Annotated in this window: 24 protein-coding genes; 11 read left to right on the plus strand and 13 right to left on the minus strand. The window is 66.3% G+C overall.

Going from position 1 to position 25639, the window contains the following annotated elements; all coding sequences use genetic code 11:
* Positions 1-56: 56 nt before the first annotated feature.
* The 10 genes from efeU (at position 57) to A5688_RS16575 (ending at position 9417) form a co-directional block, all read left to right on the plus strand.
* Positions 57-1625 carry an iron uptake transporter permease EfeU gene (efeU, locus tag A5688_RS16530; protein ID WP_242660239.1) on the plus strand — a complete coding sequence of 523 codons (1569 nt, stop codon included), beginning with the start codon at positions 57-59 and terminating at the stop codon, positions 1623-1625.
* 86 nt (positions 1626-1711) lie between these two features.
* Positions 1712-2878 (plus strand): iron uptake system protein EfeO, encoded by a 1167-nt coding sequence (gene efeO / locus A5688_RS16535; RefSeq protein WP_347503039.1) that lies wholly within the window; start codon positions 1712-1714, stop codon positions 2876-2878.
* A 2-nt stretch (positions 2879-2880) separates the two neighbouring features.
* The gene (gene efeB, locus A5688_RS16540; RefSeq protein WP_067909592.1) at positions 2881-4197 is read left to right on the plus strand and encodes an iron uptake transporter deferrochelatase/peroxidase subunit; all 1317 of its coding nucleotides are present in this window, start codon (positions 2881-2883) and stop codon (positions 4195-4197) included.
* 161 nt (positions 4198-4358) lie between these two features.
* Positions 4359-4892, plus strand: a complete 534-nt coding sequence (locus A5688_RS16545) for an OsmC family protein (RefSeq protein WP_067909595.1) — start codon at positions 4359-4361, stop codon at positions 4890-4892.
* The gene (gene cynS / locus A5688_RS16550; protein ID WP_067826484.1) at positions 4889-5392 is read left to right on the plus strand and encodes a cyanase; all 504 of its coding nucleotides are present in this window, start codon (positions 4889-4891) and stop codon (positions 5390-5392) included. The genes A5688_RS16545 and cynS overlap by 4 nt, the downstream gene beginning before the upstream one ends.
* Positions 5389-6456, plus strand: coding sequence for an acyl-CoA dehydrogenase family protein (locus tag A5688_RS16555; RefSeq protein ID WP_067909598.1), 1068 nt, complete (start codon positions 5389-5391; stop codon positions 6454-6456). The genes cynS and A5688_RS16555 overlap by 4 nt, the downstream gene beginning before the upstream one ends.
* A 10-nt stretch (positions 6457-6466) precedes the next feature.
* Complete coding sequence (locus tag A5688_RS16560) at positions 6467-7093, plus strand: RNA polymerase sigma factor (protein WP_067826477.1); 627 nt, start codon at positions 6467-6469, stop codon at positions 7091-7093.
* The gene (locus A5688_RS16565) at positions 7090-7356 is read left to right on the plus strand and encodes a hypothetical protein (RefSeq protein ID WP_067909601.1); all 267 of its coding nucleotides are present in this window, start codon (positions 7090-7092) and stop codon (positions 7354-7356) included. Before A5688_RS16560 ends, A5688_RS16565 begins: the two co-directional genes overlap by 4 nt.
* Positions 7356-8270 carry a formate/nitrite transporter family protein gene (locus A5688_RS16570; protein WP_067826473.1) on the plus strand — a complete coding sequence of 305 codons (915 nt, stop codon included), beginning with the start codon at positions 7356-7358 and terminating at the stop codon, positions 8268-8270. Before A5688_RS16565 ends, A5688_RS16570 begins: the two co-directional genes overlap by 1 nt.
* A 256-nt stretch (positions 8271-8526) precedes the next feature.
* A complete protein-coding gene (locus A5688_RS16575) occupies positions 8527-9417 on the plus strand; it encodes a universal stress protein (protein WP_067909604.1) in 891 nt (296 codons plus the stop codon).
* Between the two features lie 8 nt (positions 9418-9425).
* Here A5688_RS16575 and A5688_RS16580 read toward each other — a convergent pair whose 3' ends face one another.
* Genes A5688_RS16580 through A5688_RS16590 form a run of 3 tightly spaced genes read right to left on the minus strand, consistent with a single transcriptional unit; the run spans position 9426 to position 12996 of the window.
* A complete protein-coding gene (locus A5688_RS16580) occupies positions 9426-10952 on the minus strand; it encodes a bifunctional 3-(3-hydroxy-phenyl)propionate/3-hydroxycinnamic acid hydroxylase (protein WP_242660240.1) in 1527 nt (508 codons plus the stop codon).
* Positions 10949-11887 (minus strand): fumarylacetoacetate hydrolase family protein, encoded by a 939-nt coding sequence (locus A5688_RS16585; protein WP_067909610.1) that lies wholly within the window; start codon positions 11885-11887, stop codon positions 10949-10951. Before A5688_RS16585 ends, A5688_RS16580 begins: the two co-directional genes overlap by 4 nt.
* Positions 11884-12996: a VOC family protein gene (locus A5688_RS16590; RefSeq protein ID WP_082951006.1), complete on the minus strand. Its 1113-nt coding sequence runs from the start codon at positions 12994-12996 to the stop codon at positions 11884-11886. The genes A5688_RS16585 and A5688_RS16590 overlap by 4 nt, the downstream gene beginning before the upstream one ends.
* A 106-nt stretch (positions 12997-13102) precedes the next feature.
* Between A5688_RS16590 and A5688_RS16595 the strand changes: the two genes are divergently transcribed.
* Entirely contained in the window at positions 13103-13744 is a 642-nt protein-coding gene (locus A5688_RS16595; RefSeq protein ID WP_431602652.1) for a TetR/AcrR family transcriptional regulator, read from the plus strand.
* 49 nt (positions 13745-13793) lie between these two features.
* On the opposite strand, the gene A5688_RS16600 is transcribed toward A5688_RS16595, so the two are convergent.
* The 10 genes from A5688_RS16600 to A5688_RS16645 all read right to left on the minus strand — a co-directional run bounded on the left by A5688_RS16600 (position 13794) and on the right by A5688_RS16645 (position 24916).
* Positions 13794-14648 (minus strand): pyridoxamine 5'-phosphate oxidase family protein, encoded by an 855-nt coding sequence (locus tag A5688_RS16600; protein WP_067909616.1) that lies wholly within the window; start codon positions 14646-14648, stop codon positions 13794-13796.
* Positions 14649-14734: 86 nt separating this feature from the next.
* On the minus strand, positions 14735-15214 hold the full coding sequence (locus A5688_RS16605) for a type II toxin-antitoxin system Phd/YefM family antitoxin (protein ID WP_067909619.1): 480 nt from the start codon (positions 15212-15214) through the stop codon (positions 14735-14737).
* Entirely contained in the window at positions 15211-16767 is a 1557-nt protein-coding gene (locus A5688_RS16610; RefSeq protein WP_067826456.1) for an MlaD family protein, read from the minus strand. Before A5688_RS16610 ends, A5688_RS16605 begins: the two co-directional genes overlap by 4 nt.
* Positions 16761-17936 (minus strand): virulence factor Mce family protein, encoded by a 1176-nt coding sequence (locus A5688_RS16615; protein ID WP_120312553.1) that lies wholly within the window; start codon positions 17934-17936, stop codon positions 16761-16763. The genes A5688_RS16610 and A5688_RS16615 overlap by 7 nt, the downstream gene beginning before the upstream one ends.
* Positions 17936-19399 carry a virulence factor Mce family protein gene (locus A5688_RS16620; RefSeq protein WP_431768076.1) on the minus strand — a complete coding sequence of 488 codons (1464 nt, stop codon included), beginning with the start codon at positions 19397-19399 and terminating at the stop codon, positions 17936-17938. Before A5688_RS16620 ends, A5688_RS16615 begins: the two co-directional genes overlap by 1 nt.
* A 23-nt stretch (positions 19400-19422) precedes the next feature.
* Positions 19423-20982 (minus strand): virulence factor Mce family protein, encoded by a 1560-nt coding sequence (locus tag A5688_RS16625; RefSeq protein WP_067826448.1) that lies wholly within the window; start codon positions 20980-20982, stop codon positions 19423-19425.
* A complete protein-coding gene (locus tag A5688_RS16630; RefSeq protein WP_067826445.1) occupies positions 20979-22019 on the minus strand; it encodes a virulence factor Mce family protein in 1041 nt (346 codons plus the stop codon). Before A5688_RS16630 ends, A5688_RS16625 begins: the two co-directional genes overlap by 4 nt.
* A complete protein-coding gene (locus A5688_RS16635) occupies positions 22016-23323 on the minus strand; it encodes an MCE family protein (protein ID WP_067826443.1) in 1308 nt (435 codons plus the stop codon). Before A5688_RS16635 ends, A5688_RS16630 begins: the two co-directional genes overlap by 4 nt.
* Positions 23324-23328: 5 nt before the next feature.
* Positions 23329-24201, minus strand: a complete 873-nt coding sequence (locus A5688_RS16640; RefSeq protein WP_067914673.1) for an MlaE family ABC transporter permease — start codon at positions 24199-24201, stop codon at positions 23329-23331.
* A 1-nt stretch (position 24202) separates the two neighbouring features.
* Positions 24203-24916, minus strand: coding sequence for an MlaE family ABC transporter permease (locus tag A5688_RS16645; RefSeq protein WP_372509906.1), 714 nt, complete (start codon positions 24914-24916; stop codon positions 24203-24205).
* Between the last annotated feature and the right edge of the window lie 723 nt (positions 24917-25639).

The following is a 25639-nucleotide window of genomic DNA, read 5'->3' on the forward strand; positions in this document are numbered from 1 at the left end:
GTTAGTTAGGCTACGCTAAGCCGAACGTTCCGACCGGCGGGACAGAAATAGGGCATATGCAGGGCGTATTCGGCGTATTCATTGGCACGTTCCTCATCGGTCTGCGTGAAGGCCTCGAGGCGTCGCTCATCGTGAGCATCGTCGGTGCCTTCCTCAAGCGAAACGGCCAGACCGTACGCCCGATGTTCGCCGGAGTCGCGCTGGCCGTGCTGCTCAGCGTCGGCGTCGGTGTCGGCCTGGACCTGTTCGCCGCGAGCCTGCCGCAGGCCCAGCAGGAGATGATGGAGACGGTCATCAACGCCATCGCGGTGGTGTTCGTGACGTCGATGATCATCTGGATGAACGGCAACGCCGCCCAGCTCAAAGGGGAGCTCGAGCGCGAAGCCCGTCGGGCGGTCAACCGGGGCAGCGCGTTCGCCCTGGCCGTGATGGCGTTCCTTGCCGTCCTCAAGGAGGGCTTCGAGACGTCGGTCTTCCTGCTGGCGGCCGCGCAGACGTCGCACGGGAACCGGTGGTTCGCCGTGCTGGGTGGCGCGGTGGGCATCGCGACGTCGGTCGGGCTGGGCGTGGGCCTGTACTACGGCGGCCTGCGGATCAACCTCGGCCGGTTCTTCCGGGTCACCGGGGTGTTTCTGGTGCTGATCGCCGCCGGGCTGGTGCTGGGTGCGCTGCGCACCGCGCACGAGGCGGGTTGGGTCAGCATCGGCCAGCGGCAGGTGCTCGACCTGTCCCGCTGGATACCCAGCAACTCGGTGCTGGGTGCGGCCACGACCGGGGTGTTCGGCATCCCCGCCGACCCGCGCCTCATCGAGGTGCTGGGCTGGTTGCTATACGCCGTGCCGGTACTCGTCGTGTTTCTCTGGCCCGCACGGATCGCCGCCAAGCCGCGGGCCCGCAGCCGGCTGCTGGCGGCGACGTCGGCGGTGCTGGTCATCGTCGCGGCGGCCCTGGCGATCGTGACGCCCGCCGCCAGCTCGTCGCCGGGGGTGCGGGTGCGCACCGTCACCGACCGCTCCGGCCACACCGCCGCGGTGTCGATGGCGACCGGGCCGCACGGACGCGAACTGACCGTCGTCCCCCAGGGCACCTCGCCCGCCCACAACATCGTGCTGGTCCCGGGAGACGACCAAACCGTGGACGGTCTGCCGGTGCAGGTTTGGCAGGCTTCCGAGCCCGCCGGGGCCGATGGTGCGCCGGCAGTCACGCTGGATCAGTTGCGGAGCATGACGGGGGGCCGGCTGCCGGTCGGTCTTGCGGTCGGCCGCACTCCGGGGCCGTTTCAGGGTCAATGGTCGACGATCACCGTGTATACCGTGCTCGCGCAAGGCGATTCCGTGGTGAGTGCGCAAGCGACGAGCAACCGCACGGCGATTCTGACCGGCGGTGGGCTGACCGGTGCCAAGACCGTCAGCCTCGGCGGGCTGACGACGGACTGGTCCACGTCCAGAGCCGAGGACCATTCGACTGCCGCCGAGCTCGTTTCGAGCGACCGCGATCGCGGCGAGCGGCAGCTCTGGAACGTCTGGCTTCCATTGGTGATAGCGGGTTTTGCGTTGGCTTGCGCGCTGTCGGCGATAGCCGCGGTGCGCGCGGACCGCAGGCAAGACGAGAGGAAATCGATCTGATGGTGAGTCGCATCGCCCGGGCACGGCGCCGGTCTTCCACGAGCTGGCCCGCCGCAACGGCTTTGGCCGCGGCCGCGGCATTGGCCATGACCGCATGCGGCCACTCGACCGATAACTCGAGCCATGCCCAACCGCCGAAACCGGGAGGCACCAATGCGGTCAAGGTCACCTTGGCCAACGACGGGGGCAGGGACGGCTGCGCACTGGACACCACCAGCGTGCCCGCCGGGCCGGTGACCTTCACGGTCGCAAATACCAATGCGCCGGGCATCAGTGAAGTCGAATTACTCAGGGACCAGCGGATCGTCGGCGAGAAGGAAAACCTCGCGCCCGGCCTGGACCCGGTGTCGTTCACGGTTTCGCTGGACGGGGGTGCCTACCAGCTCTACTGTCCGGGTGCGAGCACCGAATACCAGAGCCTGACGGTGACGGGCCAGACGCAGGCGACGCCGACGGGCACGGTGGCCAGCATCCTGCGCCAGGGCACCAAGGACTACGCGGCCTACATCGTCAACCAGATCGGTCAGCTCAACGATGGCGTCAAGGCACTCGATGCTGCCGTGCAGGCGGGCAATGTCGATGCCGCGAAGGCTGCCTACGCCAAAGCCCGGTTGTTCTGGGAGCGTTCGGAGTCCACCGTGGAGGGCTTCGTCCTGCCGGGCTTCGCGGTGGGCGACAACGCCGGCAGCTTGGACTATCTGATCGACATGCGCGAGTCGACACCGGTCGACGCGAAGGTCGGCTGGAAGGGCTTTCACGCCATCGAGCGAGATCTGTGGCAGGGCGCCGCGATCACCCCCGGAACAAAAGCACTCAGCACCGAATTAGTCGGCAACGTCGGCAAATTGAACGGCATCGTCGCCACCCTGCAGTACAAGCCCGAGGACCTGGCCAACGGCGCCAGCGACCTGATCGAAGAGATCCAGAACACCAAGATCACCGGTGAGGAAGAGGCCTTCAGTCACATTGACCTGGTGGACTTTTCGGGCAACGTCGAAGGCGCCCAACAGGCGTACGCCTCGCTGAGGCCGGGCCTGGAAAAGATCGACGGCAATCTCGTCCGCCAGATCGATCAGCAGTTCCAAAGCGTGCTCGCCACGCTGGATGGGTATCGCGACGCGGCCGCGCTCGGCGGCTACAAGACCTACACCCCGGCGCTGAAGGCCAGCGACGCACCGAAGCTGACCGCGGTCATCCAGCCACTGCACCAGAGCCTGTCCACCGTCGCCCAAAAAGTCGTCACGGCCGGCTGATCGTGACCGACGACATCACCGAACCCTCCGGCGGAGACCCGGACAACGCCGGTACGCCGGCAGAATCCAGCACAGTGTCGCGCCGGCGCGCGCTGGGCGGCGCCGTGCTGGCCGGGCTGGGCGGTGCCGCGATCGGCGCCGTCGGTGGCGGCTTCGCCGGCCACGCGATGGCGGCGGGACAGCGCGGCGACGACGATGACACCGTCGATCTGCGCCGCAGCTACCCCTTCTACGGCCAGCCCCACCAAGGCGGAATCGACACGCCCCCACAGCGTTACGCCATGTTCATGTCGTTCTCGGTGGTCGGCGGCACTGGCCGCAGAGAGCTGCAGACGCTGTTGGCGCGCTGGTCGGCCGCCACAGCGATCCTGCAGCAGGGCAAGCCGGTAGGGACCGTACAGCCCCAGGTCGAGGTGCAGCCTCCCGCCGACACCGGAGAGGCCTACGGACTGAGCCCCGCCAGCCTCACCGTCACCGTCGGATTGGGCCCGTCGCTGTTCGGCGATCGGTTCGGACTGGCCGCCAAGCGGCCCGCCGTGTTCACCGACCTGCCGCCACTGAACGGAGACAACCTTGATCCCCGCCTGCATGGCGGGGACCTGTCCGTGCAGGCGTGCGCCGACGACCCCCAGGTCTGCTACCACGCGGTGCGCAACCTGGCCCGTCTCGGCCGCAACATCGTGTCACCGTTCTGGGCGGTGTTGGGTTTCGGGCGAGCCTCCGCCGGCCCCGGCCAGCACACGCCGCGAAACCTGTTGGGGTTCAAGGACGGTACCCGTAACATCGCCACCGATGCCGAGTACGCCAAATTCGTCTGGGTCGACAACAGTGACCAGCCGTGGATGAACGGGGGGACGTATCAAGTCGTCCGCAAGATCCGGATGCTGATGGAGACGTGGGATGTCGACCGGATCGGTAATCAGCAGCGGATCTTCGGGCGCACCAAAGAGGAAGGTGCGCCGCTGAGCGGCAAGCACGAATTCGATACACCGGATTTCGCCGCCAAAAACGCCGACGGGAACCCGCTCATCGATCCGATGTCTCACGTCGGCCTTGCCGCCCGGGAAAACAACGACGGCATCATGATCCGCCGGCGGTCCTACAACTACACTGACGGTCTCGACGCCAACGGCCAACTCAACGCCGGTCTGCTGTTCGTCTCGTATCAAAAAGATCCCCAAGATTTTATCCGCCTGCAGAACCGACTGGGTGCCCACGACCTGCTCAACGAATACATTCGCCACATCGGGTCAGCAATCTTCGCGGTGCCGCCGGCGCCGGCCGAAGGCCACTACATCGCGCAAAGCCTGTTCGGCTGAGCAAATTTCGTCGATAGGCTGCGGCCGGTCGGTGGCGCTGTGTTTCGGACGCGTGATGTTTCGTGTCGGGACGGTAAATCCATCGCGCCCGCCGTCACGCATCGGCGCCCGCCGCGCACTAACTCCGTGAAGCCGCACAATCAGCGAGAAACGGAGTTCACATGACCGACGCACTCGTCATCGACGCCGAAGGCCTTGACCGGCTGTCCTGTACCGCCAAGGCCAGCCCCGAGACCGGCAAGAAGACACTCAAAGCCAAGACGGTGTGCGAGACCGGGTTCCGCAACATGACCTATGTCCGGGACCTGGCGCCGATGCTGGTGGGGGAGCCGCCCGCGCTGCTGGGCGACGACTCGGCACCCAATCCCTCGGAGACCGCGCTGGCCGCGCTGGGGTCGTGCGTATCGGTGGGACTGTTGGCCAACGCGACCCATCGTGGCGTGACTCTGACCAAGATCGAAGTCGAGATGGAAGGCGACATCGACATCTCCGCGGTGTGGGGCGTGGGGGACACCCCGCCCGGCAAGCAGCTCGGCTTCAGCGCGGTCCGCTGCACGGTGAGCCTGGCCGGCGACGCGGACGAAGCGACGCTGAAAGAGATCCACGACAACGCCATCGCCTGGTCACCGGTGGTGAACACGTTTCGCAACCCGGTAACGGTCGGCTCGACCCTGATCAGCGAATCAGCATCATGACGCAAAGCCTGTCGCTAGCAAAGACATTCACCAAGAGCGAGCTCGGCGACGCCATCAGGCTGGCACGGGTTCGGCAAGGACTGAGTTGGGCAAAGATCGCGGAATCGATCGGCAAGGACCCGGTATGGACCGTCGCCGCGCTACTCGGGCAGCATCCGCTCTCGGCCGGCGACGCCGCGACGGTGGTCTCGCTTCTCGGCCTCGACGATGGGGCGGTCGCGGTTCTGCAAATGATGCCGTATCGGGGATCCGATGGGACGATAGCGAAAGATCCGACGATCTACCGGTTCCACGAAGCGCTGGCCGTCTACGGTCCGGCGATCAAAGAACTCATCCACGAGGAATTCGGTGACGGCATCATGAGTGCCATCAATTTCCAACTGAGCGTGCAACGTCGCCCGCATCCGGAGGGCGACAGGGTGGTCGTCACATTCGACGGGAAGTTCCTCGACTACGCGTGGAAGCACTCCGCCCCGCACGCTCAGGAGGCAGCGAAATGACGGCGACCATGGATCCTGCCGCCAGCCGGTTGGATGTCGAACTGTTGGAAGACATTCGGGCCCACGCCGCGGCGCTGGACCGCGGCGAGGACCACTCCCGGCGCAGTTTCGCCGCGCTGGGAGCGGCCGGTCTGCTCGGGATCGGCGCTCCGGGCAATCTCGACGGCGGACTTCCGGTGATGGCCGAGGTGATCCGGTCGATCTCCGGGGCGTGCATGAGCACCGGGTTCTCGTTGTGGGCGCATCGCATGACGGTCGAGTATTTGCTCAGGGCCGCAACGGAATTCAGTCTGGCTGCGGCTGAACCGCTGCTCACGGGAAGCGTGCTGGGGGTGACCGGCATGGCCGCGGCGTTCAAGGAGGCGGCGGGCTGTGGCAGCTTGGAGCTGACCGCTACACCGGTGGTCGACGGGTACCGGGTGTCCGGCCCGATCAGATGGGCCAGTAACTTGCACCCCGACTCGACAATGGTGACCGCCGTGCGGACCGATGCCGGCGAGAAACTGATCGTCGCGCTGCCCCTGGGCACGCCCGGGGTGGTTCTCGGCGATCACTTCGATCTGCTGGCCATGGGCAGCACCGCCTCGTCCTACCTGAATCTGGACGGCGCTCACGTCTCCGTCGGACAGGTGTTGTCGCGCGACTTCGAGGGGTTCCTGCAGGCGGCCCGCCCGACTTTCCTTGTCCTGCAGTCGGCAATGTGCCTGGGCCTGACCCGGACGGCCGTGGCGCAGGCCCGGTTGGGGATCGGCGGCGTCAACGAGGTATTCGGCGCCGATCTCGACCGCGTCACGCAGAGCCTGATCGAAGCCGAGGCCACGCTGGCGACTCTGGCCGCGGCCGTGGGCGGAACCGAGCCGCCCACCAAGAAGGAACTGCTGTCGCTGCGACTGGCCGCAGCCGAATTATCCAGCGCCAGTGCCGACTTGGAGATCCGGACCGCCGGCGGAAAAGGATATGCGAGCAGAACGCCGGCAAGCAGGCGCTACCGCGAGGCGGCGTTTATCCCCGTCCAGTCGCCGTCCGAAGGACAGCTGCGCTGGGAACTGGCCAGATGCGTCTGAGCGCGGGTCGATGGTGACTCCGGTGGCGGTGCCACCGGAGGGCACCGAATCCGAACGCCGGGTCGGCGGGGTTCCGCTGGCCAGCTTGGTGCGCGACTTTCACCGTCCGATGGTGAATTTCGCTCGCACCATGGTGGATTCGCCCACCGTCGCCGAGGAAGCGGTGCAGGAGGCATGGGTGCAGGTGCTGCAGTCGGCGGATTCGTTCCAGGGGCGTTCGTCGGTCAGCACCTGGCTGTTCGGCATTGTCAGACACACCGCGTCCCGGCACCGGCAACGGGAATCGCGGATCCGCCATCATGAGGTGCTGGCCGCCGACGGCGAAGCCGACGATCCGCTGTCGGGTCGCATGCATCCCGCCGGTCACCCCGATGCCGGACATTGGAGCGTCCCGCCGTCGCATCGCTTTCTGCCCGAAGATCACACCGTCGAAACCGAACTCCTCGGCTATGTGCGGGCGGCGCTGGAGGGGCTGCCCGAACGACAGCGGCAACTGGTCATCCTGCGTGACATCGTCGGAACCTCGGCCGACGAGGCGGCCGCGCTTCTCGACCTGTCCGCCGAGGCGCAGCGGGCACTGCTCTACCGCGCCCGGGGAAACCTTCGAACCGAACTGGAAAAGCGGTATCAGCGATGACCGTTCATGACAACGCAGTCCCCGCCATCGACTGCGTCGACTTCGTCCGCCTGGTCGACGATCTCGTCGACTCCGACCCCCAGCAGTGGGGGCCGATCGTGGCCAAGCACCTCGACGAATGCCCACCCTGCCTGGTCTACCTGCAACAGATGCTCGACCTCAAAATTCTGCTCAGTCACGTCTTCGACGGAGAGCGGCTCAGCGAGGAGCACATTGCCGGTGTCATCAATACGATCCACAGTTTGAGGAGAGGCGAACACTGATGACGATCAACGCTGAAGCGCCGCAGCGTCAGAGCGACGTTGTGATTGCGGACAACGTGACCGCTTTCCCTTCCGACGTCAGGGCGAGCGGCGTGTCCGAGGATCCGTTCGAGCCGCTGCCGGTCGGCGCCATGGTCGAACGGGTGGCGGCCATGGCGGTCGAAAAGGCCGCGCACCCCTTGGCATTCCTGATGCGCTCCCTGGTCGGCGGTGTCATGGTGGCGTTCGGGGCGCTGCTGGCCCTGGTGGTGAGCACCGGCGTCAAGACACCGGGCGTGGCGAGCCTGCTGATGGGCCTGGCGTTCGGCATGTCCTTCGTCCTCATCCTGGTGTCGGGCATGTCACTGATCACCGCGGACATGGCCGCGGGTTTCCTCGCCGTGCTCAACCGCACGCTGACCGTGGGCGGCTACGTCGTGTTGGTCACCGTCGGACTGATCGGCAACATCGTCGGCGCTCTGGTGTTCGTTTCGGTGTGCGCCGCGGCCGGCGGCCCTTATCTGGGTGCGTTTGCCGAGCGGGCGGCGATCGTCGGCACGCTGAAGGCCGGGCAGCCGTTCTGGACGGCTCTGCTGCTCGCGGTGGTATGCACGTGGTTCCTGCAGACGTCGATGTGCATGTTCTTCAAGGCGCGTAGCGACGTCGCCCGGATGACATTCGCGTTCTACGGCCCGTTCGCTTTTGTGATCGGCGGCACCCAGCACGTGATCGCCAACGTCGGATTTCTCGGTCTTCCCTTGTTGCTCAACCTCTTCCACCCGGCCGCACCGCGGGGCGTGATCAGCTGGGGGTTCGGCGAACACGGCTTGCTCACCAACATCGGCATCACCACCGTGGGCAATCTCATCGGTGGCACGGTGTTCGTGGCGTTGCCGTTCTGGATCATTGCGCGATTGCAGCGGCGCCAGACTTAGCCGCGGCCGTGCCTTAACAGGGGCTGACCTCCCCCTGACCAGCTGGTTAGTGGCGATCGCAAGCGCGGCGAAGCCGGGCGCAGCGGGTCGCCACCAGCGGGTTAGTGGCGATCGCAAGCGCGGCGAAGCCGGGCGCAGCGGGTCGCCACCAGCGGGTTATGTGCCCGGAGTCCTCCGTCCCGACGGTTGAGGACTAAAGCCTCACGATCGATAAACCCCCGTCGGATAGCGTCGTCCACGACGGAGGGAGAACGAAATGTCGGCACCCGACAAACAACTCGGCATCGTCGTCGCTGTTGACGGCTCGCCAGCGTCCAATGTCGCCGCGTCCTGGGCGGCCCGGGAAGCGTCGATGAGGAACGTCCCGCTGACCGTCCTGCACGCGGTGTCGACACCCACCGCGACGTACCCACCGGTGCCATACCCCGAGTCTCTGGTCACGAGTCTGGAAGACGAAGGCAAAAAGGCGATCATGCACGCGATGAAAATCGCGGACGAGGCGATGCCCGCGGACCGCAAGGTGCCCATCGGGCGGGAGTTGGTGTATTCGGCTCCGGTGCCGGCCTTGCTGAAGATGTCCGATACGGCGGAGATGATCGTCGTGGGCAGCTCCGGCCACGGGTTGCTGGCGCGTGGTGTGCTGGGCTCGGTGAGCTCGACCGTGGTGCGGCACGCGAATTGCCCGGTCGCGGTGCTCCGGGACGAAGAGCTGCCGGATCCGCGGAACGGTTATGTCCTGTTGGGCACCGACGGTTCACCGGCGTCCGAACTCGCCACCGAGATCGCGTTCGACGAGGCGTCGCGGCGCGGCGTCGATCTGGTCGCCATCCACGCTTGGAGCGACACCGCGGTGACAGAAATCTTCGAAGCCGAATGGCCGGCGGTGGAAGGCGAGGCGCAACGTAGCCTCGCCGAGAGCCTGGCGGGTTGGCAAGAACGCTATCCCGACGTCGCCGTTCATCGACTGGTCGCCCGCGACCGGGCGGCGCGGCACCTCATCGACAAGGCGGAAGGCGCACAGCTGGTGGTGGTCGGCAGTCACGGGCGGGGTGGGCTGGCCAGCATGCTGTTGGGCTCGGTCAGTAACACGGTTCTGCACTCGGTGCGGGTACCGGTCATCGTCGCCCGGCCGGCGGCGCCCGAATAATCGCGACGTCACTGATCGTGCAGGACGGCAGTCGTCCACGAGCACACAGCCGCGACATTGCGCCCGGCCCGCGCAACGGTCCGGTCTGGGCGTACGAGCGCCGCGTTGGCGTGCCCTCGACGTAGCCACGTCGCCAAGGGATCTCCGGGTCGGGCGAGCACGACGGTGACGCCGCGGCGCACCAGGGATGTTTCGTCGGCGGCAGTCGGGTGAATCGTGGTGATCAGCGCGAAACGCGCGCCGAGCGCGTCATCGAGGCGCCGTCCATCAGGCAGCAACGGATTCGGGCACAACCTGCCGGCGAGGCGGCGCGGTAGCCGCGAACGACACACCAGCGCAGAGGAATGCAGTGACGGCGTGGTCGAGTCGACGATCCTGCGGCGCACGCCGGGGAGGAAGCGCAGCCGCGGCAGCACCAGCCGGCGCGCCGCATCGCCCGCGCGGCCACCGCCGGTCATTGCCCAACCGACGCCCAACGCCAACCGGATCATCTGCCGGGTATGCGGTTTGCGTTCCTGCTCGTAGGTGTCCAGGACGTCGGCGGCCATGGCGCCGTGATGGACCGCGGCAATCTTCCACGCCAGGTTCGCCGCGTCCCGGACCCCCGCCCCCATGCCTTGGCCGATGAACGGGGGAGTGAGATGCGCTGCGTCACCGAGAATGAACACGTTGCCGCGGCGCCACCGGTCGGCGATCTGAGCGCGGAAGGTGTATTCGGCGACGCGCAGCAGGCGAAGCTCGCCGTTGGCGACCCTGTCCGTCCATGGTGCGATCAATGACCGCAACGCCTCCAGCGTGCCGAAGTCCGCAGCCGTTTCGCCGCCCAGCAGTTGGAACTCCCAGCGGTAGCGGGCTTCCCCGATGCGCATATACGTTCCCGCGCGCACCGGGTCGCACACCTGGTGGACGCCGTCCCACTGGCCCAGATCGGCGTCGGTGGCCACATCGACGACCAACCATCGCTGCTGAAAGTTCAAGTCCCGCATCGCGGACCCAATGTGGGCACGCACCATGCTGTTGGCGCCGTCGCAGCCCAGCACATAGCCGGTCTCGACCCGGTGCACTCGACCGTCGGAGCGGTCGGTGAACGTGACGCAGATGCCGTCGGCGCCGTGGGTGATCCCGGTGACCTCGACGTTGCCGCGTAACTGCGCATTCGGATGGCGCTCGAGGTTCGCGCGCAGCAGCGCCTCCAGCTCCGGCTGGTCGAACATGTTGGCTTGCGGGAAGCCGTTCGCATCGGGGGACTGGTCACGGTTGAACTCGGCCAGCACACCGAAATCCGCGGCCAACAACCGCAATCCCCGTGTGGGTCTGGAGATCGACTTGAACTCATCGGCGATGCCGAGGCCGGCGATGACGCGATAGATCTCGTCGTCCAGGTGCACGGCCCGCGGCTGCGGATACACCGCGGGCCAACGGTCGAGCACCAGGCAATCCACGCCGTATTGCGCCAGCAGGGTCGCAGTGGTGATGCCCGTCGGGCCGGCGCCGACCACGATCACGGAGCTGCGCCGGGCGTCACCGGGCTTCACGCGAATCGGACTGTGGCGCGCTGTGTTCCGAGATCGATGACCCCGTCATCGCTTGCGATCGACGCCTCCACGACGTCACCGTCTTGCAGATAATCCGTGTTACCGGCCTGGCGTGCAAAGAAGACCTTCCATTTCACGCTGGGCGGCAACAGGTTTCCGATGATCTGCAGCGGTTTCGGCGGGGCGCTCAACGCGGTGCCGGCCGGGGTTCCGGTGAGCACCAAATCGCCCGGCGCGAGTTCCTGGAACTGGGTCAGCGACTGCAGCGCCTGTAGCGGACGGTAGAGCATGTCGGGCTCCACCAGCGCATTCTGGCGCTCTTCACCGTTGACACTCAATCGCAACCGCAGATCGCCGAACCGCTTGAGTTCGTCCGCGCTGAGCAGCACCAACTCCGGGCCGACCGGGGTGAACGTCGGATACGACTTTGCCTCGTAGAACTGAGTTTGCGGAAGCTGGACGTCGCGCGCCGAGATGTCGTTGGTGACGACCAGACCGGCGATAAGGTCGGCGAGATTCGCATCGGAAATGCTGGTCCCGACCGGGATGGTGCGCCCGATCACCAGCCCGATCTCCACCTCGTAGTCGAGAAGCTTGACGTGTTGCGGTCTGACGATGTCGTCGAACGGGCCGTTGATCGACGCCGACGCCTTGCGGAAGAAGGTCAGGGGAACCGCCGACGGATCCATGCCCGCGTCCTTGACGTGCGACTCGAAGTTCGTCATCTGCGCTATGACCCGGCACGGCCTGGTCACCGGCGACACCAACCGCAAACCATCGAGTTTCACGCTGTCGGCGCTGTCGGCGGCTTTGTGGATAGCGGCCCGGTCGGCCAGGAGCGCTGCGGTGCTGGTAGCGGCGGTGTCGATCTTCACGGCGCCGTTGGCGGTTTTGAGCCACCAGGAGTCGGCGGTGTGCAGGACGGAAAGGGTCATGAGGTGGGCACTTTCAGTAGTCCGGCCAGACGGCCGATATCGAATTCGTTGTGTTCGCGAAGGGCGGTCGCGATCGAAACCAGTTCGTGGCGAGCCGATTTCAGATCGGTTCCGAGGAAGTCCCTAGTCGCCGGGGGGCCCCACTGGGCCAATCCGGAGGCGGTGAACGGTGCCCATCCGGGCTCGAGCGTGTTGTCGAACAGGTCGCCGTCGGCGAAGTGCTCGAACAAATAGCCGTCGGGATCGCGCCAGTAGTCGAAGATCTGACTGCCCTGGATGTGTCTGCCGATTCCCCAGGACCGCAAATAGCCATGCTCGCGCAGGTATTCGCCGCCGGCGGCCAGAGCGTCGAGGTCGCTGACCTGATACGCCGAGTGGACGTAGCGGTTGGCCGGACCGAGTGCTATCGCCAGGGTGTGATGGTCGGCCGGGGTGAGGCCACGATCGCAGCGGATGAAACTCATCGTCGGTCCTCGGTCGCGCTGGCCGGGGAAGTACAAGAAGTCGCTGACGATCATCCCGAGGTTGTCCAGATACCAGTTCAGTGCCGCAAGGTATCTCGTGGACTGCATGACCAGATGGCCCAAGCGCTGCACTCGGGCGGGCGCGCGCGCGGGACGCTGGGTCTCGTTGATGCGTCGTGGTTCGGCTCCGAAATTGAATGAAAGTGGCTGCTGTGCAGATAGTTCCGGAAGTTCCGTGACGCCGGCAACCACGCTGACGGACATGCCGCTGGGGTCGACCAGCTCGACCGATCGGCCGCCGATGGCGTCGGGCAGCGGACGCGTGGGAGCACCGTGGGCATCGGCCAACCTCTGCACGTCCGCCTCGTCGCAAGCCCGGAACGCCACACCGGCGAATCGCCGCCTCGGACCGCGGCGCAGGATGAGGCACGGACCGCCGGGCAGCGTGCCGCGCAACTGCGCTTCATCCGGGCCGCGCTGCGCCGTCTGAAAGCCGAACGCCCGCGCGAACGCCTCGGCGCGGGCCAGGTCCGGTCGCTCGAATGCCAACCACGCGATATCGACGACTCTGATCACCGGGTTGCGCGCTCGGCCGGGATGCTCGTCGGGTAGCGCGCCCTGCCGGGCGCTGTTGGTCAGGTCCATCAACCGCCTCCCATTAACTGACGAAATCGTCACATACGAGTCAATGTTCAGTCAAGGTTTCTGACGGAATCCTCACAACTGATGCATACTGCTGGAGATGAACGCGATGCCCGACGGCCAGACGCCCAACCGCTTGGAGCGGCGCAAACAGCGCACCCGAGCGGCACTGGTCAAGGCCGCACAGCGGCTGATCGCCGAGGGCAAGGTCAACGTGCCGGTCCTGGAGATCACCCAGGCCGCCGACGTCGGGATGGGGTCTTTCTACAACCACTTCGATAGCAAGGAGCAGCTGTTCGACGCGGCCGTCGCCGACGTACTCGACGCCTACGGGGCGATGCTGGATCGGCTCACCGAGTCCATCGAGGACCCGGCGGAGACGTTCGCCATCAGCTTCCGGCTGACCGGCCGGCTCTTCCGGCGCCGCCCGCAGGAGAGCCAGATTCTATTGGCCAACGGGCTGGCGCTGTTGTCCTCAACCGACGGCCTGGCGCCGCGCGCGCTGCGCGACATCAAAGCCGGCGTGGCGGCTGGGCGGTTCGACGTCGACGATCCCGAGTTGGCCCTCGCCATGGCCGGCGGTGCGCTGATGGGCCTCGGAAACCTATTGCGTGACGATCCCGATCGGGACGACGCGAGCGCCGCCGACGTCGTCACCGAGAACGTGTTGCGGCTGTTCGGCGTCGGTGCCGCCGAGGCGCACGCCATCTGCCAACGGCCGCTGCCCGACGACGATTTCCTCGAGGGTTAGCGAGTGCCGCCGCCACGCCCTCAATCGGTGGCTCAGAACATGTCGACGCTCATGCCAGACCGGGTAGCGCCGCGACGGCGCCAACCGCGAATGCGACATTCCTTCCGGCGGCGCCATCATTCCCAGGCGCGGTCCACCGCACGTTTGCGGTCCCGGTGACGTGCAAAGTGGCGCCGGTCTCGAAATCCAGGAACAGCAAAGCGGCTTCGTCGTCGACGGCCAGGTTGCCATAGCTGTTGAACATGTTGTTCCCCGGGAAATCCGGCCACCACAGCCGGTCGGGTGAGTCGACGCGGACGAATCCGGGCGGGCCTCCCCGGTGTGATGCATCGCTACCGCGTCGACGATGACTTGTTCCCAGGAAGAACGTGTCGGCGGTCGCAATCGTGGCTTGTTCTGTCGGGTCGAGAACCGTTGCGCGCCTGGGGAGTTGCGAAGCGGGGGCGCTAAGACTGGCGACATCGATCGGGTGGCGGTGAATGTACTTGGGGCAATTGCCGTACGACTGGTCGACGCGGACGGTCATGCCCGCGTGGTCCGCACCGACGAGTTCGCCGTTTACCCGCAGCCTGCGGCGGGTGGCGAAGTCGATGGCGATCAATCCGACCTGCTGACCGATCGGGATCTGGTGCAGGGGATCGCCGGCACGGGGCAGCGCCGACACTTGCAAGACACCTGCTTGCCCGCGGAGAAAACCCGGTGGCGCGGCCAACGGCGAGACCCATAGGACGCCGTCGTGGTCACGTCCGGTAAGCGCGGCGAACCGCTGTGACGCGAGAAAGCTTGCGGCGCCCCGGGACAATACCGGCGAGTCAAGCATGCTCTCGAGCCGCCCGGCCTGGGCTTCGACGCCCGCGCGGCGCTGCATGGCGAGCTCCCCCTCGTGGAAACCGGTCGCTGTCATACCCGTCGTAACAATGTCAGCGACGCAATGCTTCCTAGCGGTATCGCCGGGGCCACCGGCGGCTGGTAATGCGGCGGGCGGTGTTCCTAGGCGACCGACACGATGCGTGCAACCGGCCGGCCGCCACGGGTGACCTCGATGGTCCGGCCTGCCGCAACCTCATCGAAGTAACGCCCCGCACGTTTTCGTAGCTCGTCGAGCTCGATCCCCACGCCGGCATTCACCGGAGCCGGGGCAGTCTTCGCGTCGCCGGCGGACACGATCCGCGCGAGCAATCTGCCGCCCCGGACGACGCTGATCGTCTCCCCGGCAGCGACCCGGTCGAAGCACCGTCCGGCGCGTGTTCGCAATTCGTCGAGTCCGACCCACCCACCCGCTTCGTCAGACCGCGCCGGGATCGGGGCGGCCCGCCAGTCACCGACGGACACGATCCGCGCCACCAGTCTGCCGCGACGGATGACGTCGAATGCCTCCCCTGCGCCAACCCGCTCGAGATACGCGCACGCGTTACTCCGAAGCTGGCCCAGGCCGATCGCTTCCCGAGTTTCGCTCGGATCGGTGCTCATCCGCCCCCGGGAGGTGTCAACATGTCCTTCCACCCGTCGTCTCCCGTCTTCCTCGAGTTTTCAACCGCGTACCTGACGCCATCGGGCCCCTCCAGTTCGCCGCTCTGCGGGCTGTAAACGGCCCGGGGAGGCCCACCGGGGGTGTACACGCACGGATTTGGTTGCTGCCCATTGCATTCGACCGTTCCCGTTCCCGGCCGGGTCAGTGGGTCGCTGATCGGCGGTGGCGTCCCAGGCACCTTGTCGGAGGGCGCCGGGTTAAGGCCGTTGTCGACCGACGGCGCGGGTATCACCTGCCCCGGCTTCACCGGCTGGTCGCAACGGGCCGCGGGCGCCGGACAGGTCAGGATCTGGTTGGGGTCGCCGTACCAGGGGTTGGTCCCCAGCGGAACGTACGGCTTGCCGTTGCGACACTCCCGCGGCGTCGCGGCGCGTTTACCGGGGACATCGACACAAGGAAGGTTTCGTGCGCCGCGCACGGCGTTGGCGGGAGCGTCTTGCGGGATCTTGCAATAGATTCCACCCGGCATCGGCTCCAGGCTGGTGTCCGCCGGGGACCGCCACTGGGAGGCCGGGAGGAATCCGGTCAGGCACGGTGGCGGCTGGTTGATCGTCAGCGAGGTGCCGAGCGACGCGTAGCCCGGGAAGGCCGACGTGACCGTCTGGCCCTCCGATGCGCCCTGGGGGTAGGCGACCAGCAGTTGTTCGACGCCCTTGTGGTAGCGCTTGAGCATCTCGAGCACGATCGCGAGGTTCGCCAGTGTCTGCGGCAGTGACTCGCGGACGTCGCCGAACACCTCGTTGACCTGATCGGCGGTCGGGGCCCCTTGGGACAGAATGCTTCTCACGTGCTGATCGTTTTCCGCGCTTTGGGCGGCCAGGATGTTCAGGTTGTGCGACCAGCGCTCGATCGAGTCACCGGAGTTGACCTGGCTGTCGATGATCGGGCCCGAGTTTTGGATGATGTCGTTGACGTCCGTGATGTTGGTCTTGAAGTCGCCGGCGATTGCCTGCGTCGCATCGACCAGCCGTTGCAACGCCGGGCCCAATCCGCCGACCGCTTGGGCTGTTTCGTCGAGCAACGTGCCGATTTTCTCCTTGGGCAGCACCGCAAGGCCGCGGTTGGCCGCGTCCAGCGCCGGCCCGATCTCGGTGGGCACCGTGCCCTTGGTGATGGTCTGTCCCGGCGAGAAGTATTGGCCCGGGTTGCCCGCCGAAACCAGGTCCAGATACTGCTCACCGACCGCCGACACCGAATGCACGTTCGCCGACGCGTCGATCGGGATCTTGTAGCGGTTGCCGATGCTCATGGTCACCCGCGCTCCCGTGGCGGTCGGCTCGACGCCGGTGACCGTGCCGATGGTTTCACCGCGGTACGTGACGTTGGACGTCTTGTACAGACCGCCCGACGCGGGCAGGTCCGCCTTCAGCGTGTACTGGCCGATCCCAGCCGCAGTGGGAATCTGCAAGTAGTACCAGCCCAGCGCCACCGCCGTGACCGCCGTGAGGATCGCGAACATGACCAGCTGTCGCTTGATGAAGCGGGTCAGCATTGCCGGTCCGCCCTTTCGACCAGCGGGCCGCCCGGAAAGTCGTTGGGGTTCGGCGTAAACCGGACGTCGGGGATCATCGTTTCGGGATCGCGGCCCCATGATTGCTCGAGGGCGCGCAGCGCTCCGGAGAATCCGGTGCCGGTGAGCACCGCGTTGTCGACGGCGCTCATGGTCAGGTCGAGTGTCAGCGACAGGTTGAAGTAGTCACCGCGAAACGCCTTGGGCACTGCGTCGATGTCGAACGGGCGGACCAGGATCAGCTTGAGCGCGCGAATCAGGTACGGAGCGCCGCGGCCGAGCTCCCGCAGCGGGCACTGCAGCGACTGCAGATCCTGGTGCAGGTCGCCCCGCGAGGCCGACAGGTATTGGTCGGTGAGCTGGCTGAGCCGTCCGGTCGCGTCGATCGCGTCGACCAGAAGTTGCTGTTTGTCGGCGAAATGCTTGAGCAGGGGCGGAAATTCGGTGAGGACCCGGTCCAGGACGTCCGAGCGGGGGCCCACATACGCCAGTAGCCGGTTGGTGGAATCGATGGCCCGGGTGATGTCAGCGCGCTGCTCGTCGAGCCGCGCGGTGAAGGTGTCCAGCTTGCCGAGGAACGCGCGGATCTGGTCGGCCCGTCCGTGCACGATGTTGTATACCTCGTTCTGCAGCACTTCGAGGTTCGGGATGCCGCCGCCGCGCAGCACGATGGCGAGACTTGCCAGCGTCTGCTCGGTCGTGGGGTACGTGGACGAATTCTTCAGCGGGATGGTGTCGCCGTCCCTCAGGGGCTCCGGGGACGGATTGGGTGGCACGGCCAGCTCCACATGCTGAGAACCCAGGAGGCTGGTCTGCCCGATCTTGGCGGTCGCGTTCTTGGGCAACTTGACTCCCTTGCCCAGTCGTAGCGTCAGCGTCGCGACCCAGTTCTTCAGTTCGATCGCGCGCACCGTACCGACGAAGACATCTGCCACCCGCACCCGGCTGTTGTCATTGAGGGCCAGCGTGTCGGGCATCTGCACGTAAACGGTGTAGGAGCCGGGCCCGGAGCCCGGGCCACCGGGCATCGGAACATTCGCGATCCCATGCCATTTCGCGCATGACGTCAGCACCACCGCGGCGCTCAACAGGGCCAGTCCCCGCCAGGCCCGGCGCCGGGCGCGAGAACCGAACGCACGCATCGCATTCATCACGAGCCCGCTCCTGTCGGTGCGGCCGCCGGCGTCGGTGCGACCGGACCGGGCACCACGGGCTTCTCGTCGTAGGCGTTCGGCGGCCCCGGCTGGGTCTGCAGGCCCGGGGGTGGGGGAGCCGCGTCCGGGCCGCCCATCAGTTCGGCCAGGGATTCGGGGGTCATCAGGCCGCCCGTGACCGGCCCGACCTGCGTGCCCTGCATGCCGGGCGCCGCAACCCAGCCGGGCTGGGTGTTGCGGTGTGACAGCGGGGTATCGGGCACCCAGATTCCGGGCACCGTGGTGTCCTTGTAGCCGTTCGGCGGGTGCAGCCGATCCTCGGAGTAGGCGACCTCCTTGGGCAGCGTCTCGGCGGTGCTGAACAGGTTCAGCCCGACCGGCAGGTAGTTGAACTTGATCGCGTCGAGGATCGGCGCCAGGTATTGCGCGCACAGTTCGGCGGAATCCTGATAGCCCAGCCGGCTACCGGCCTGAATCATGCTGCAGACGAACTGCATTGGGTTTGCGAAGTTCGGGATCGCCGGGATGGACATGACGGCGCCGTGCGACGGGTGATAAATCTGGCTCAGGTTGGTCTCCAGCGTCGGCAGGACGTGCAGGGCGGTCTCCAAGCCATTCAGCGGGTCGGGTTGGACCAGCGTGGTGGTCAGGGTGGCGAGGTTGTCGACGTCGTGCGCGAGCACCTCGCGGTTCTTGGTCAAGAACGGGCGCAGCGTGGAGAGCAGGCTGTCGAATTGCTGTAGCGCAGTGGACAGGTCGCGGTCGGACCCGGTCAACTTGTCGGTGAACTGGGCCAGGTTCTTGTTGAGCGCGACGAACTGCTGATCGTCTTTGTGCAGGGCGTTGACGAACTGGGCCAGGCTGCGCACCACCGCGAAGAAGTCGCCACGGCCTTCGTTCAGCGCGGTCAATGACCGCGACAGGCTGTTCAGCGTGGTGTTGATCTGCTTGCCCTTGCCGGCCAGCCCGTCCGCGAACGACTCGATGGCCTCGCCGAAGGGGCCCTTGGGTTGCTCGGGCGTCGGGCCGAGTTTGTTGATGATGTTGGCGACGCTTTCGCGCAGTTCGTCCCACTCCGTCGGCACCTGCGTGCGCTCGATCGGGATCACCGCGTTATCGGCCATCACCGGACCACCTTTGTAGGGTGGCTCCAACTGAATGCTGCGCGACGCCACCAGGGTGGGGCTCAGGACCACGGCAGACGCGTTGGCCGGCACCTTGTACTTGTTGTCGTAGTGAAACGTCACCTTCATCTTGTCGCCGGCCGGCTCGATCTTGTCGACCGAACCCACGCGAACGCCCATGATCTGGACCCTGTCCCCGGAATACAGCGCGTTCGCCGTTGGCAGGTAAGCGATTACGGTGTTGTTGGTCAACTTCTGGTAGAGCCGCCAACCGACGACGGCGGCGATCAGGGCGAGCAGCACCGCCACCGTTCCGATGACCGTACGGGGCCGCAGTTTGTGGGTTTGGAAGACGCTGCTCAATTCTGGTTCCCTCCCGTGATGCCGCTGCCGCCTGTGCCGCCGGGGTTGACGAACGGTGCCGGCAACTGCGGCCCGGGCCCCGGTGGGGCGGGTGGCCCCGGCGGCAGTCCGGGCGCGAACGTCGACGGTGGCGGGGTGGGGCCGGCGGGCTGCAGGTTCTCGGTGCGCGCGCCCGGCGGCGCTTGGGTGGGCAGCGGGACCGGTGTGCCCGGGACGTCGGGTGGCGGTTCGCCGGGTCGCCCGGCGATCGGGATCCCCGGGGTCGGCGGCAGGCCGTTCGGGTTGGGCGGGGACGTCTGCACATCGATCGGTGCCGGGAAGCTGCCGCCGAACGGGCCGGCGTCAACACCCGCGCACGGCAACGGGTTCCACGGCCTCGGCAGCGCGTCGGGCGGCGGCGTGTACGAGCACGCCGTTCCGGGCGGGACGGCCGGTCCCGGATGATCCGGGGTGCCCTCGAGCACCGGAGGTGCGGGCGGCGGCGCGCCGTTGGGGAACCGGGTGCCGTTGGGGTCGGGCCAGCGGAACTCGGGCAGACCCGCGCTGCGCCAGAAGTTTTCCGGGTCGATGCCACGCTTCTTGAAGGCGGCGTCGACCCACGGTTGCAAGACCCAATAGGGCAGCAGGTTGGACAGGACGATCTTGAAGTACGGTCCCGAAGCGACCGATTCCCCCAGCGATGCGGCGAACTGACTGACGTACGTGAGGGTTTGGGCAAGGTCGTCTTTGCGTGCCACCAGCACGTCGCTGATGGCACGCAACTGCTCGAGCACGGGATTGAGGTTCGGGTTGTCGTTGATGAACCCCTGGACCTCGGCCGAGAAGGCGGAAACGTTCTGCAGCAGAGCGGCTATGGCGCGGCCACGTTCGTTGAACGCGGCCAGCAGCGTCTTCGTGTTGACCAGCAACCTGTTGATTTGTTCGCTGCGGTCACCGAGCACGCTGGCCACCTGGTGGGCCTGAGCGAGCAGGTGCTTGATCTGTTCGTCGCGTTTGCCGATGGTGTCGGAGAATTTGGCCAAGCCGTCGAGTGCCGAACTCAGGTGCGGGTAGGTCTGATCGACGGTCTGCGACAAGACGTTCAGCGACTGCTTGACGGTGTCGATGTCCCAGCCGGTGGCGGCCTTGGTGACGTCGAAGGCCGCGTCGTATAGCTGGTAGGGGGTGGTGCTTTGGCCCAGCGGCAACCCCTGCCCGGGCCGCAGCGGCCGGCTTCCCCGCGGCTCGATCTCGAGCACCTTCTTGCCCAGGATGGTGTCGGTCTTGATCGCGAGCCGGCTCTCGGTGCCGATGGTGTTGCCGCCGATGTTGAACTTGATTCGGACGTGATCGCCGTCGATCTCGAGCGCCTCCACCTTGCCGACGTTGACGCCGGAGATGCGCACCTTGTCGCCCTTGTTGAGTTGACCGGTGTCGGTGAATTGGCCGTAATAGCTCGGACTGGCGAACATCATCGGGATACTGGTGAAGCTTTGGCCGACGGCGACCACGAGCAAAAGCACCGTGATGCCCATCAGGCCGACCCGGCCGCGGTTGAATTCCGTCAGTGTTCTCATTGCGGCGTGCACCTACCGGTGGGCTGCTGCCAGATCCGAACCGTGCGCACCGGGCCGCCGGCTTGCAGTCCGTTCCACTTGATCGTGAGGTCGCAGACGTAGAAGTTCACCCAGTCGCCGTAGAGCCCGATGCTGCGGCCGATCAGGTTGAGCGCGGTCGGCGTCTTGTGGATCAGATCGCCGAGCTGATCGCGTTGGTCGACGAGCGGCTGCTGCAGCGCCTGCAGGTAGTTGATCGTCTTGTGCAGCAAAGCGCGGTTGTCCGAGAGCAGGTCGGCCACCGTGCCGGCCGCGTTGCTGATGTTCGCGGTGCCGGCGGCCAGCGGGTCGGCGTGGTTTTGCAGCCCGGTGATCAACCTTTCGAAGTTGTCGATCGTCTGGTCGAATTCCTTGCGATGCCGAACTGTGGTGTCCAGCACTGTGTTCAGGTTCTTGATCACCTCGCCGATCGCCTGGTCGCGTTCGGCGATGTGCGAGGTCAGCCGCGCGGTCTGGTCGAGGATGTCGTTGATGGTGCCGCCCTGCCCCTGGAAGACGGTGATGATGGCCGACGCGATGGTGTTGACCTTTTCCGGGTCGAGCGCCCGGAACAGTGGCTTGAAACCACCGATCAGGGCGTCGAGGTCCAGCGGTGGTGACGTTCGGGACATCGGGATGAATCCGCCCGGCGGCAGGACCCGGTCGGCGCCCTCGCCCTCGCCGCGCTTGAGCTCCAGGTAGCGGTCGGCGAACAGGTTGAGATAGCGGATCTGCGCGGTCGTCGACTGGTAGAGCGTTGTCGAGCGATCGACGTCGAAGTCCACCAAAACGCGCTGGCCGCCGTCGATCAGGCGCACCGCTTTGACCTTGCCGATCTCGACTCCGGAGGCGCGGACGAATTGGCCGTTTTTCAGCCCGCCGGCATTCCTGAACTCCGCGGAATAGGTGGTGGTGCTGTTGAAGCGCATCTGGGCGAACACCACGACGATCGACACGGTGATCAGCAGCAGCACCAGTGAGACGATGCCGAGCTTGATGGCGGAGCCGGTGATCTTCATGGGTTGATCGTGTTGTCCCCGACTTGACGGCCCCACACGTACTCGATTGCGTACGGTGAGCCGGTGTCCAGGTGGTTGTACGGCGCGAGGCTGGCGCCGGTGTCGACCACCAGGCTCGGCGCCGGCCACAGGTCATGGCTGACGGCATGCCAGCAGCCCGGCGCACCCCCGGGCCCGCCGTGGGCGTTCACCCGCGGCAGATTGTCCGGGTACACAAAGGGATTCGGCGCCCCGCCGACCAGCCCGGCCAGCCCGAGGAGTCCCAGGGTGGCCGCCGTTCCGGTCAACCCGGGAAGCGTGAGGATGCCGCCCAACCCCGACGTCAGCTCGGTCATGGTTTTCAGCGCGTAGCCGTTGCCTCCGCCCGTTGTTTCGTAGGCATGGGGTTCTTCGTCGTAGTAGTTGCGGATCGTGCAGAAGATCTCGGGGCTGTAGGTGTCGAGCAGTCCGGCGGTGGTCACCAGATCGGCGAGCCCCCGCTGCAGGTAGGGGCCGCCGCGGGCGACGATGTCCGCGCCGGTGTTGCCCAGCCCGGTCGCGGCCAACAACGCGGCATCCAGGTCGGCCTCCTGGCGGTGCAGCGTGCGCGCCGTGATCACGGCGTTGTTCAAGGAGTCGAGCAGATCCGGCGCGGCGTTGGCGTAGATGTCGCCCAGGGCCCCCAACTGTTGAATGTCGTGGCGGATCTGAGGCATTTGCGGATTGATGTCGTCGAGGATGGCGTTGGCGTTGACGATCGACTGCCCGAACTTGTCGCCCAACCCGGTCAACGCCTGCGCGGCCGCGGCCAGCGTCAGGTTCACCTTGACCGGATCCAGTTTCTCCGTGATGGTGGTGAGTGTCTCGAACAGCGTGTTGAACTCCGTCGTCACCGACCTCGCATCGATCACATGCTGTGATGTGATACGTTGCGGCGTAGGGTTTTTCGGGGAGGTCAGCGACACGTACTTGTTGCCGAACACCGTGGTCGCCTTGATGTTTGCGTCCACGTTGGCCGGGATCAGTTCGATGTATTTCGGATTCACGTTCATGACGAACTTGGCCACCGGAGTGCCGTCACGCTCGACCTGCGAAATGCTGGCCACCCGGCCGATTTCCACGCCGTTGTAGGTGACCTTCGATCCTGGGTCCATCACCAAACCCGACCGGGGAGCCAACATGGTCAGGCGCGTCGTCGGCGTGAGCTGCCCCCGAAACTGCAGCCACACGAACCCCAGTACCGCAGCGGCGACCACCAGGAACACCGTCGCCGCCGTCCGGTACGGCGGGATGCGTGGCGAGTTTTCCTGCACCGGGCGTGTCATCGCGGCTACACGGTGAGGTTGAAGTTCGGCGTTTTTCCGTAGACCGCCATCGCGGTCAGCACGACCACCACGACGATCGTGATCAGCGACAGACGCATCGACCGGCCGACCGCCTCGCCGACGCCGACCGGGCCGCCGGTGGCGGTGTAGCCGTAGTAGCAGTGGGTGGTCATCACGACGATTGCAACCAGGATCACCTCGGCGAACGACCAGCCCACGTCGTTGAGGCGCAGGAATGTGTGGAAATAGTGGTTGTACGTGCCGAGGGACTGTCCGTAGAAGAACACCGTGGTGACCTGCTGGGACAGGAAGGCCATGGTGATCGCCAGCCCGTAGAGCGGGATGATGACGATCAGACCCGCCACGACCCGGGTGGACGCCAGGTAGGCGACCGACCGGATACTCATCACCTCGAGCGCATCGATCTCCTGGCTGATGCGCATGGCGCCCAGTTCGGCGGTGGCGCCGGCGCCGACCGTGGCGGCCAGCGCCTGACCGGCGGCCACCGGCGCCACGAACCGCACATTGACCAGCGCGGCCAAGAATCCGGTGAACGCCTCGACACCGATGTTGCCCAGCGTCGCGTAACCCTGGATGGCGACCAGTGAACCCGCGGACAGGGTGATGAAGCCGACGATGGCGGCCGTGCCACCGACCACCGCCATCGCGCCGGTACCCATGCCCATCTGGGCAACCATGCGCAGCATCTCCCTGCGGTAGCGGTGCATGGCGAAGGGAATCTGCCCGATGGCGGTCAGGGCGAACCACACTATTTGACCGATCTCGACGAGTAACCGGTCGGGGGCGGCGCCGTATCGACTCAGGGTGGCTCGCGGAAAGTGGATGTGCCGTGAGGGAACTGTTGTCGTCGCGGTCATGTCAGCGGCCCGTTCCGAATCGAACGCCGATGGTGGTCAGCGCCGCGTTGACCGCGAACAGTGCGATGAAGCACAGCACCACCGTCTCGTTGACGGCAGTGCCCAACCCTTTGGATCCGCCGCGGACGATCAGCCCGCGGTAACAGCCGACCAGGCCGGCGATCAGACCGAACGTGGCGGCCTTGATGAATGCGATCACCACCTCGGGCAGGCCGGTGAGCGCCGTCAGCGTGGAGAGGTAGGCACCGCTCGAGACGTTCTGCAAGTACACGCTGAACAGGTAGCCGCCCCCGAGGCCGACGGCGACCACGAGGCCGTTGAGCAGCACCGCGACCAGCGTCGAGGCGACGACGCGGGGCACCACCAGCCGGTGGATCGGGTCGATGCCGAGCACCTCGAGCGCGTCGATTTCCTCGCGGATGGTGCGCGCGCCGAGGTCGGCGCAGATGGCGGTTCCGCCCGCGCCGGCGACCACCAGCACCGTCACGATCGGGCCGAGCTGGGTGACCGCGCCGATCGCGGCACCGGCACCGGAGACGTCGGAGGCGCCGATCTCGGCGAGCAGCAGGTTGAGCGTGAAGATCAGCAGAACGGTTTCGGGGATCGACACCGCGATGGTGGGCAGCAGCGATACCCGCATGAGGAACCAGCCATTCCAGATGAACTCGCGCCACTCGAATGGCTGCCGCAGCGCCTTACCGGTCAGCACACACATGCGGAAAAAGCCACCGGCCACTTCGGTGCCCGGTCGGATGTGTCGCCCCAATTTGCTGGGGATCAGGTGCGAGGTAGTCATCGCTGCCGCCCTTGACGCGGGCACGCAACGCGTCGCAAGGTCGGCACTGATTGTCCACGCGAGCCGCCCGCTGTCGCGGGGTAGAGACACCGACGGTGAATGCGATCCCGTTTCGCGGGCGGGTTCGCCGTGCGATCGTGGCTCGAAATCGTTTGCACTACCGAATATTTCGACGGTCTTTGAGACGGCGACGTCGTCGCGCGCCGTAGCCGCGAGTATCGGTACCCCGATGCCCGGGGCGGCACGTCGCGTGCCGCATCACCTCGATCACGACACAGGCCGGCCGGCTGATCCTCCCACTCGGCACTCTGGGGCTGCGCCCTTCGGCCCCATGCCGCCCTTATTTGCGCCACGCAGCAACTATGGCATTAGACCGTACGGTCAGTCAATGACATTTGGGGTCCGGCGCGGGCCGACCTTAGAGAAGCCGCGAGCCAACCGCCGGGTGGCCAAGGACCGCAAATCCACTTTTAGCAGGTACTTTGCGTGAATTTCGCGTCGCCGCGTGACTGACGGCAAGGGCAGCCTAAGAATCGCATCGACCAGAGAGAACCTGGACTTTAACTGACCGACCGTACGGCAGCGGCGATTGGTCGACCTGCGCTCGACGGATCGCGGCCCAGGACGGCACGCCGCTCCACG

This window comes from Mycobacterium mantenii (assembly GCF_001667865.1).
Lineage (GTDB): Bacteria > Actinomycetota > Actinomycetes > Mycobacteriales > Mycobacteriaceae > Mycobacterium > Mycobacterium mantenii_A.

Bases quoted from the DNA above. Each gene is read 5' to 3' on its own strand.
- efeU (WP_242660239.1), top strand. From the start codon at position 57: ATGCAGGGCGTATTCGGCGTATTCATTGGCACGTTCCTCATCGGTCTG.
- efeO (WP_347503039.1), top strand. From the start codon at position 1,712: ATGACCGCATGCGGCCACTCGACCGATAACTCGAGCCATGCCCAACCG.
- A5688_RS16545 (WP_067909595.1), top strand. From the start codon at position 4,359: ATGACCGACGCACTCGTCATCGACGCCGAAGGCCTTGACCGGCTGTCC.
- cynS (WP_067826484.1), top strand. From the start codon at position 4,889: ATGACGCAAAGCCTGTCGCTAGCAAAGACATTCACCAAGAGCGAGCTC.
- A5688_RS16555 (WP_067909598.1), top strand. From the start codon at position 5,389: ATGACGGCGACCATGGATCCTGCCGCCAGCCGGTTGGATGTCGAACTG.
- A5688_RS16560 (WP_067826477.1), top strand. From the start codon at position 6,467: ATGGTGACTCCGGTGGCGGTGCCACCGGAGGGCACCGAATCCGAACGC.
- A5688_RS16565 (WP_067909601.1), top strand. From the start codon at position 7,090: ATGACCGTTCATGACAACGCAGTCCCCGCCATCGACTGCGTCGACTTC.
- A5688_RS16570 (WP_067826473.1), top strand. From the start codon at position 7,356: ATGACGATCAACGCTGAAGCGCCGCAGCGTCAGAGCGACGTTGTGATT.
- A5688_RS16575 (WP_067909604.1), top strand. From the start codon at position 8,527: ATGTCGGCACCCGACAAACAACTCGGCATCGTCGTCGCTGTTGACGGC.
- A5688_RS16585 (WP_067909610.1), bottom strand. From the start codon at position 11,887: ATGACCCTTTCCGTCCTGCACACCGCCGACTCCTGGTGGCTCAAAACC.
- A5688_RS16590 (WP_082951006.1), bottom strand. From the start codon at position 12,996: ATGGACCTGACCAACAGCGCCCGGCAGGGCGCGCTACCCGACGAGCAT.
- A5688_RS16595 (WP_431602652.1), top strand. From the start codon at position 13,103: ATGCCCGACGGCCAGACGCCCAACCGCTTGGAGCGGCGCAAACAGCGC.
- A5688_RS16600 (WP_067909616.1), bottom strand. From the start codon at position 14,648: ATGACAGCGACCGGTTTCCACGAGGGGGAGCTCGCCATGCAGCGCCGC.
- A5688_RS16605 (WP_067909619.1), bottom strand. From the start codon at position 15,214: ATGAGCACCGATCCGAGCGAAACTCGGGAAGCGATCGGCCTGGGCCAG.
- A5688_RS16610 (WP_067826456.1), bottom strand. From the start codon at position 16,767: ATGCTGACCCGCTTCATCAAGCGACAGCTGGTCATGTTCGCGATCCTC.
- A5688_RS16615 (WP_120312553.1), bottom strand. From the start codon at position 17,936: ATGAATGCGATGCGTGCGTTCGGTTCTCGCGCCCGGCGCCGGGCCTGG.
- A5688_RS16625 (WP_067826448.1), bottom strand. From the start codon at position 20,982: ATGAGAACACTGACGGAATTCAACCGCGGCCGGGTCGGCCTGATGGGC.
- A5688_RS16630 (WP_067826445.1), bottom strand. From the start codon at position 22,019: ATGAAGATCACCGGCTCCGCCATCAAGCTCGGCATCGTCTCACTGGTG.
- A5688_RS16635 (WP_067826443.1), bottom strand. From the start codon at position 23,323: ATGACACGCCCGGTGCAGGAAAACTCGCCACGCATCCCGCCGTACCGG.
- A5688_RS16640 (WP_067914673.1), bottom strand. From the start codon at position 24,201: ATGACCGCGACGACAACAGTTCCCTCACGGCACATCCACTTTCCGCGA.
- A5688_RS16645 (WP_372509906.1), bottom strand. From the start codon at position 24,916: ATGTGTGTGCTGACCGGTAAGGCGCTGCGGCAGCCATTCGAGTGGCGC.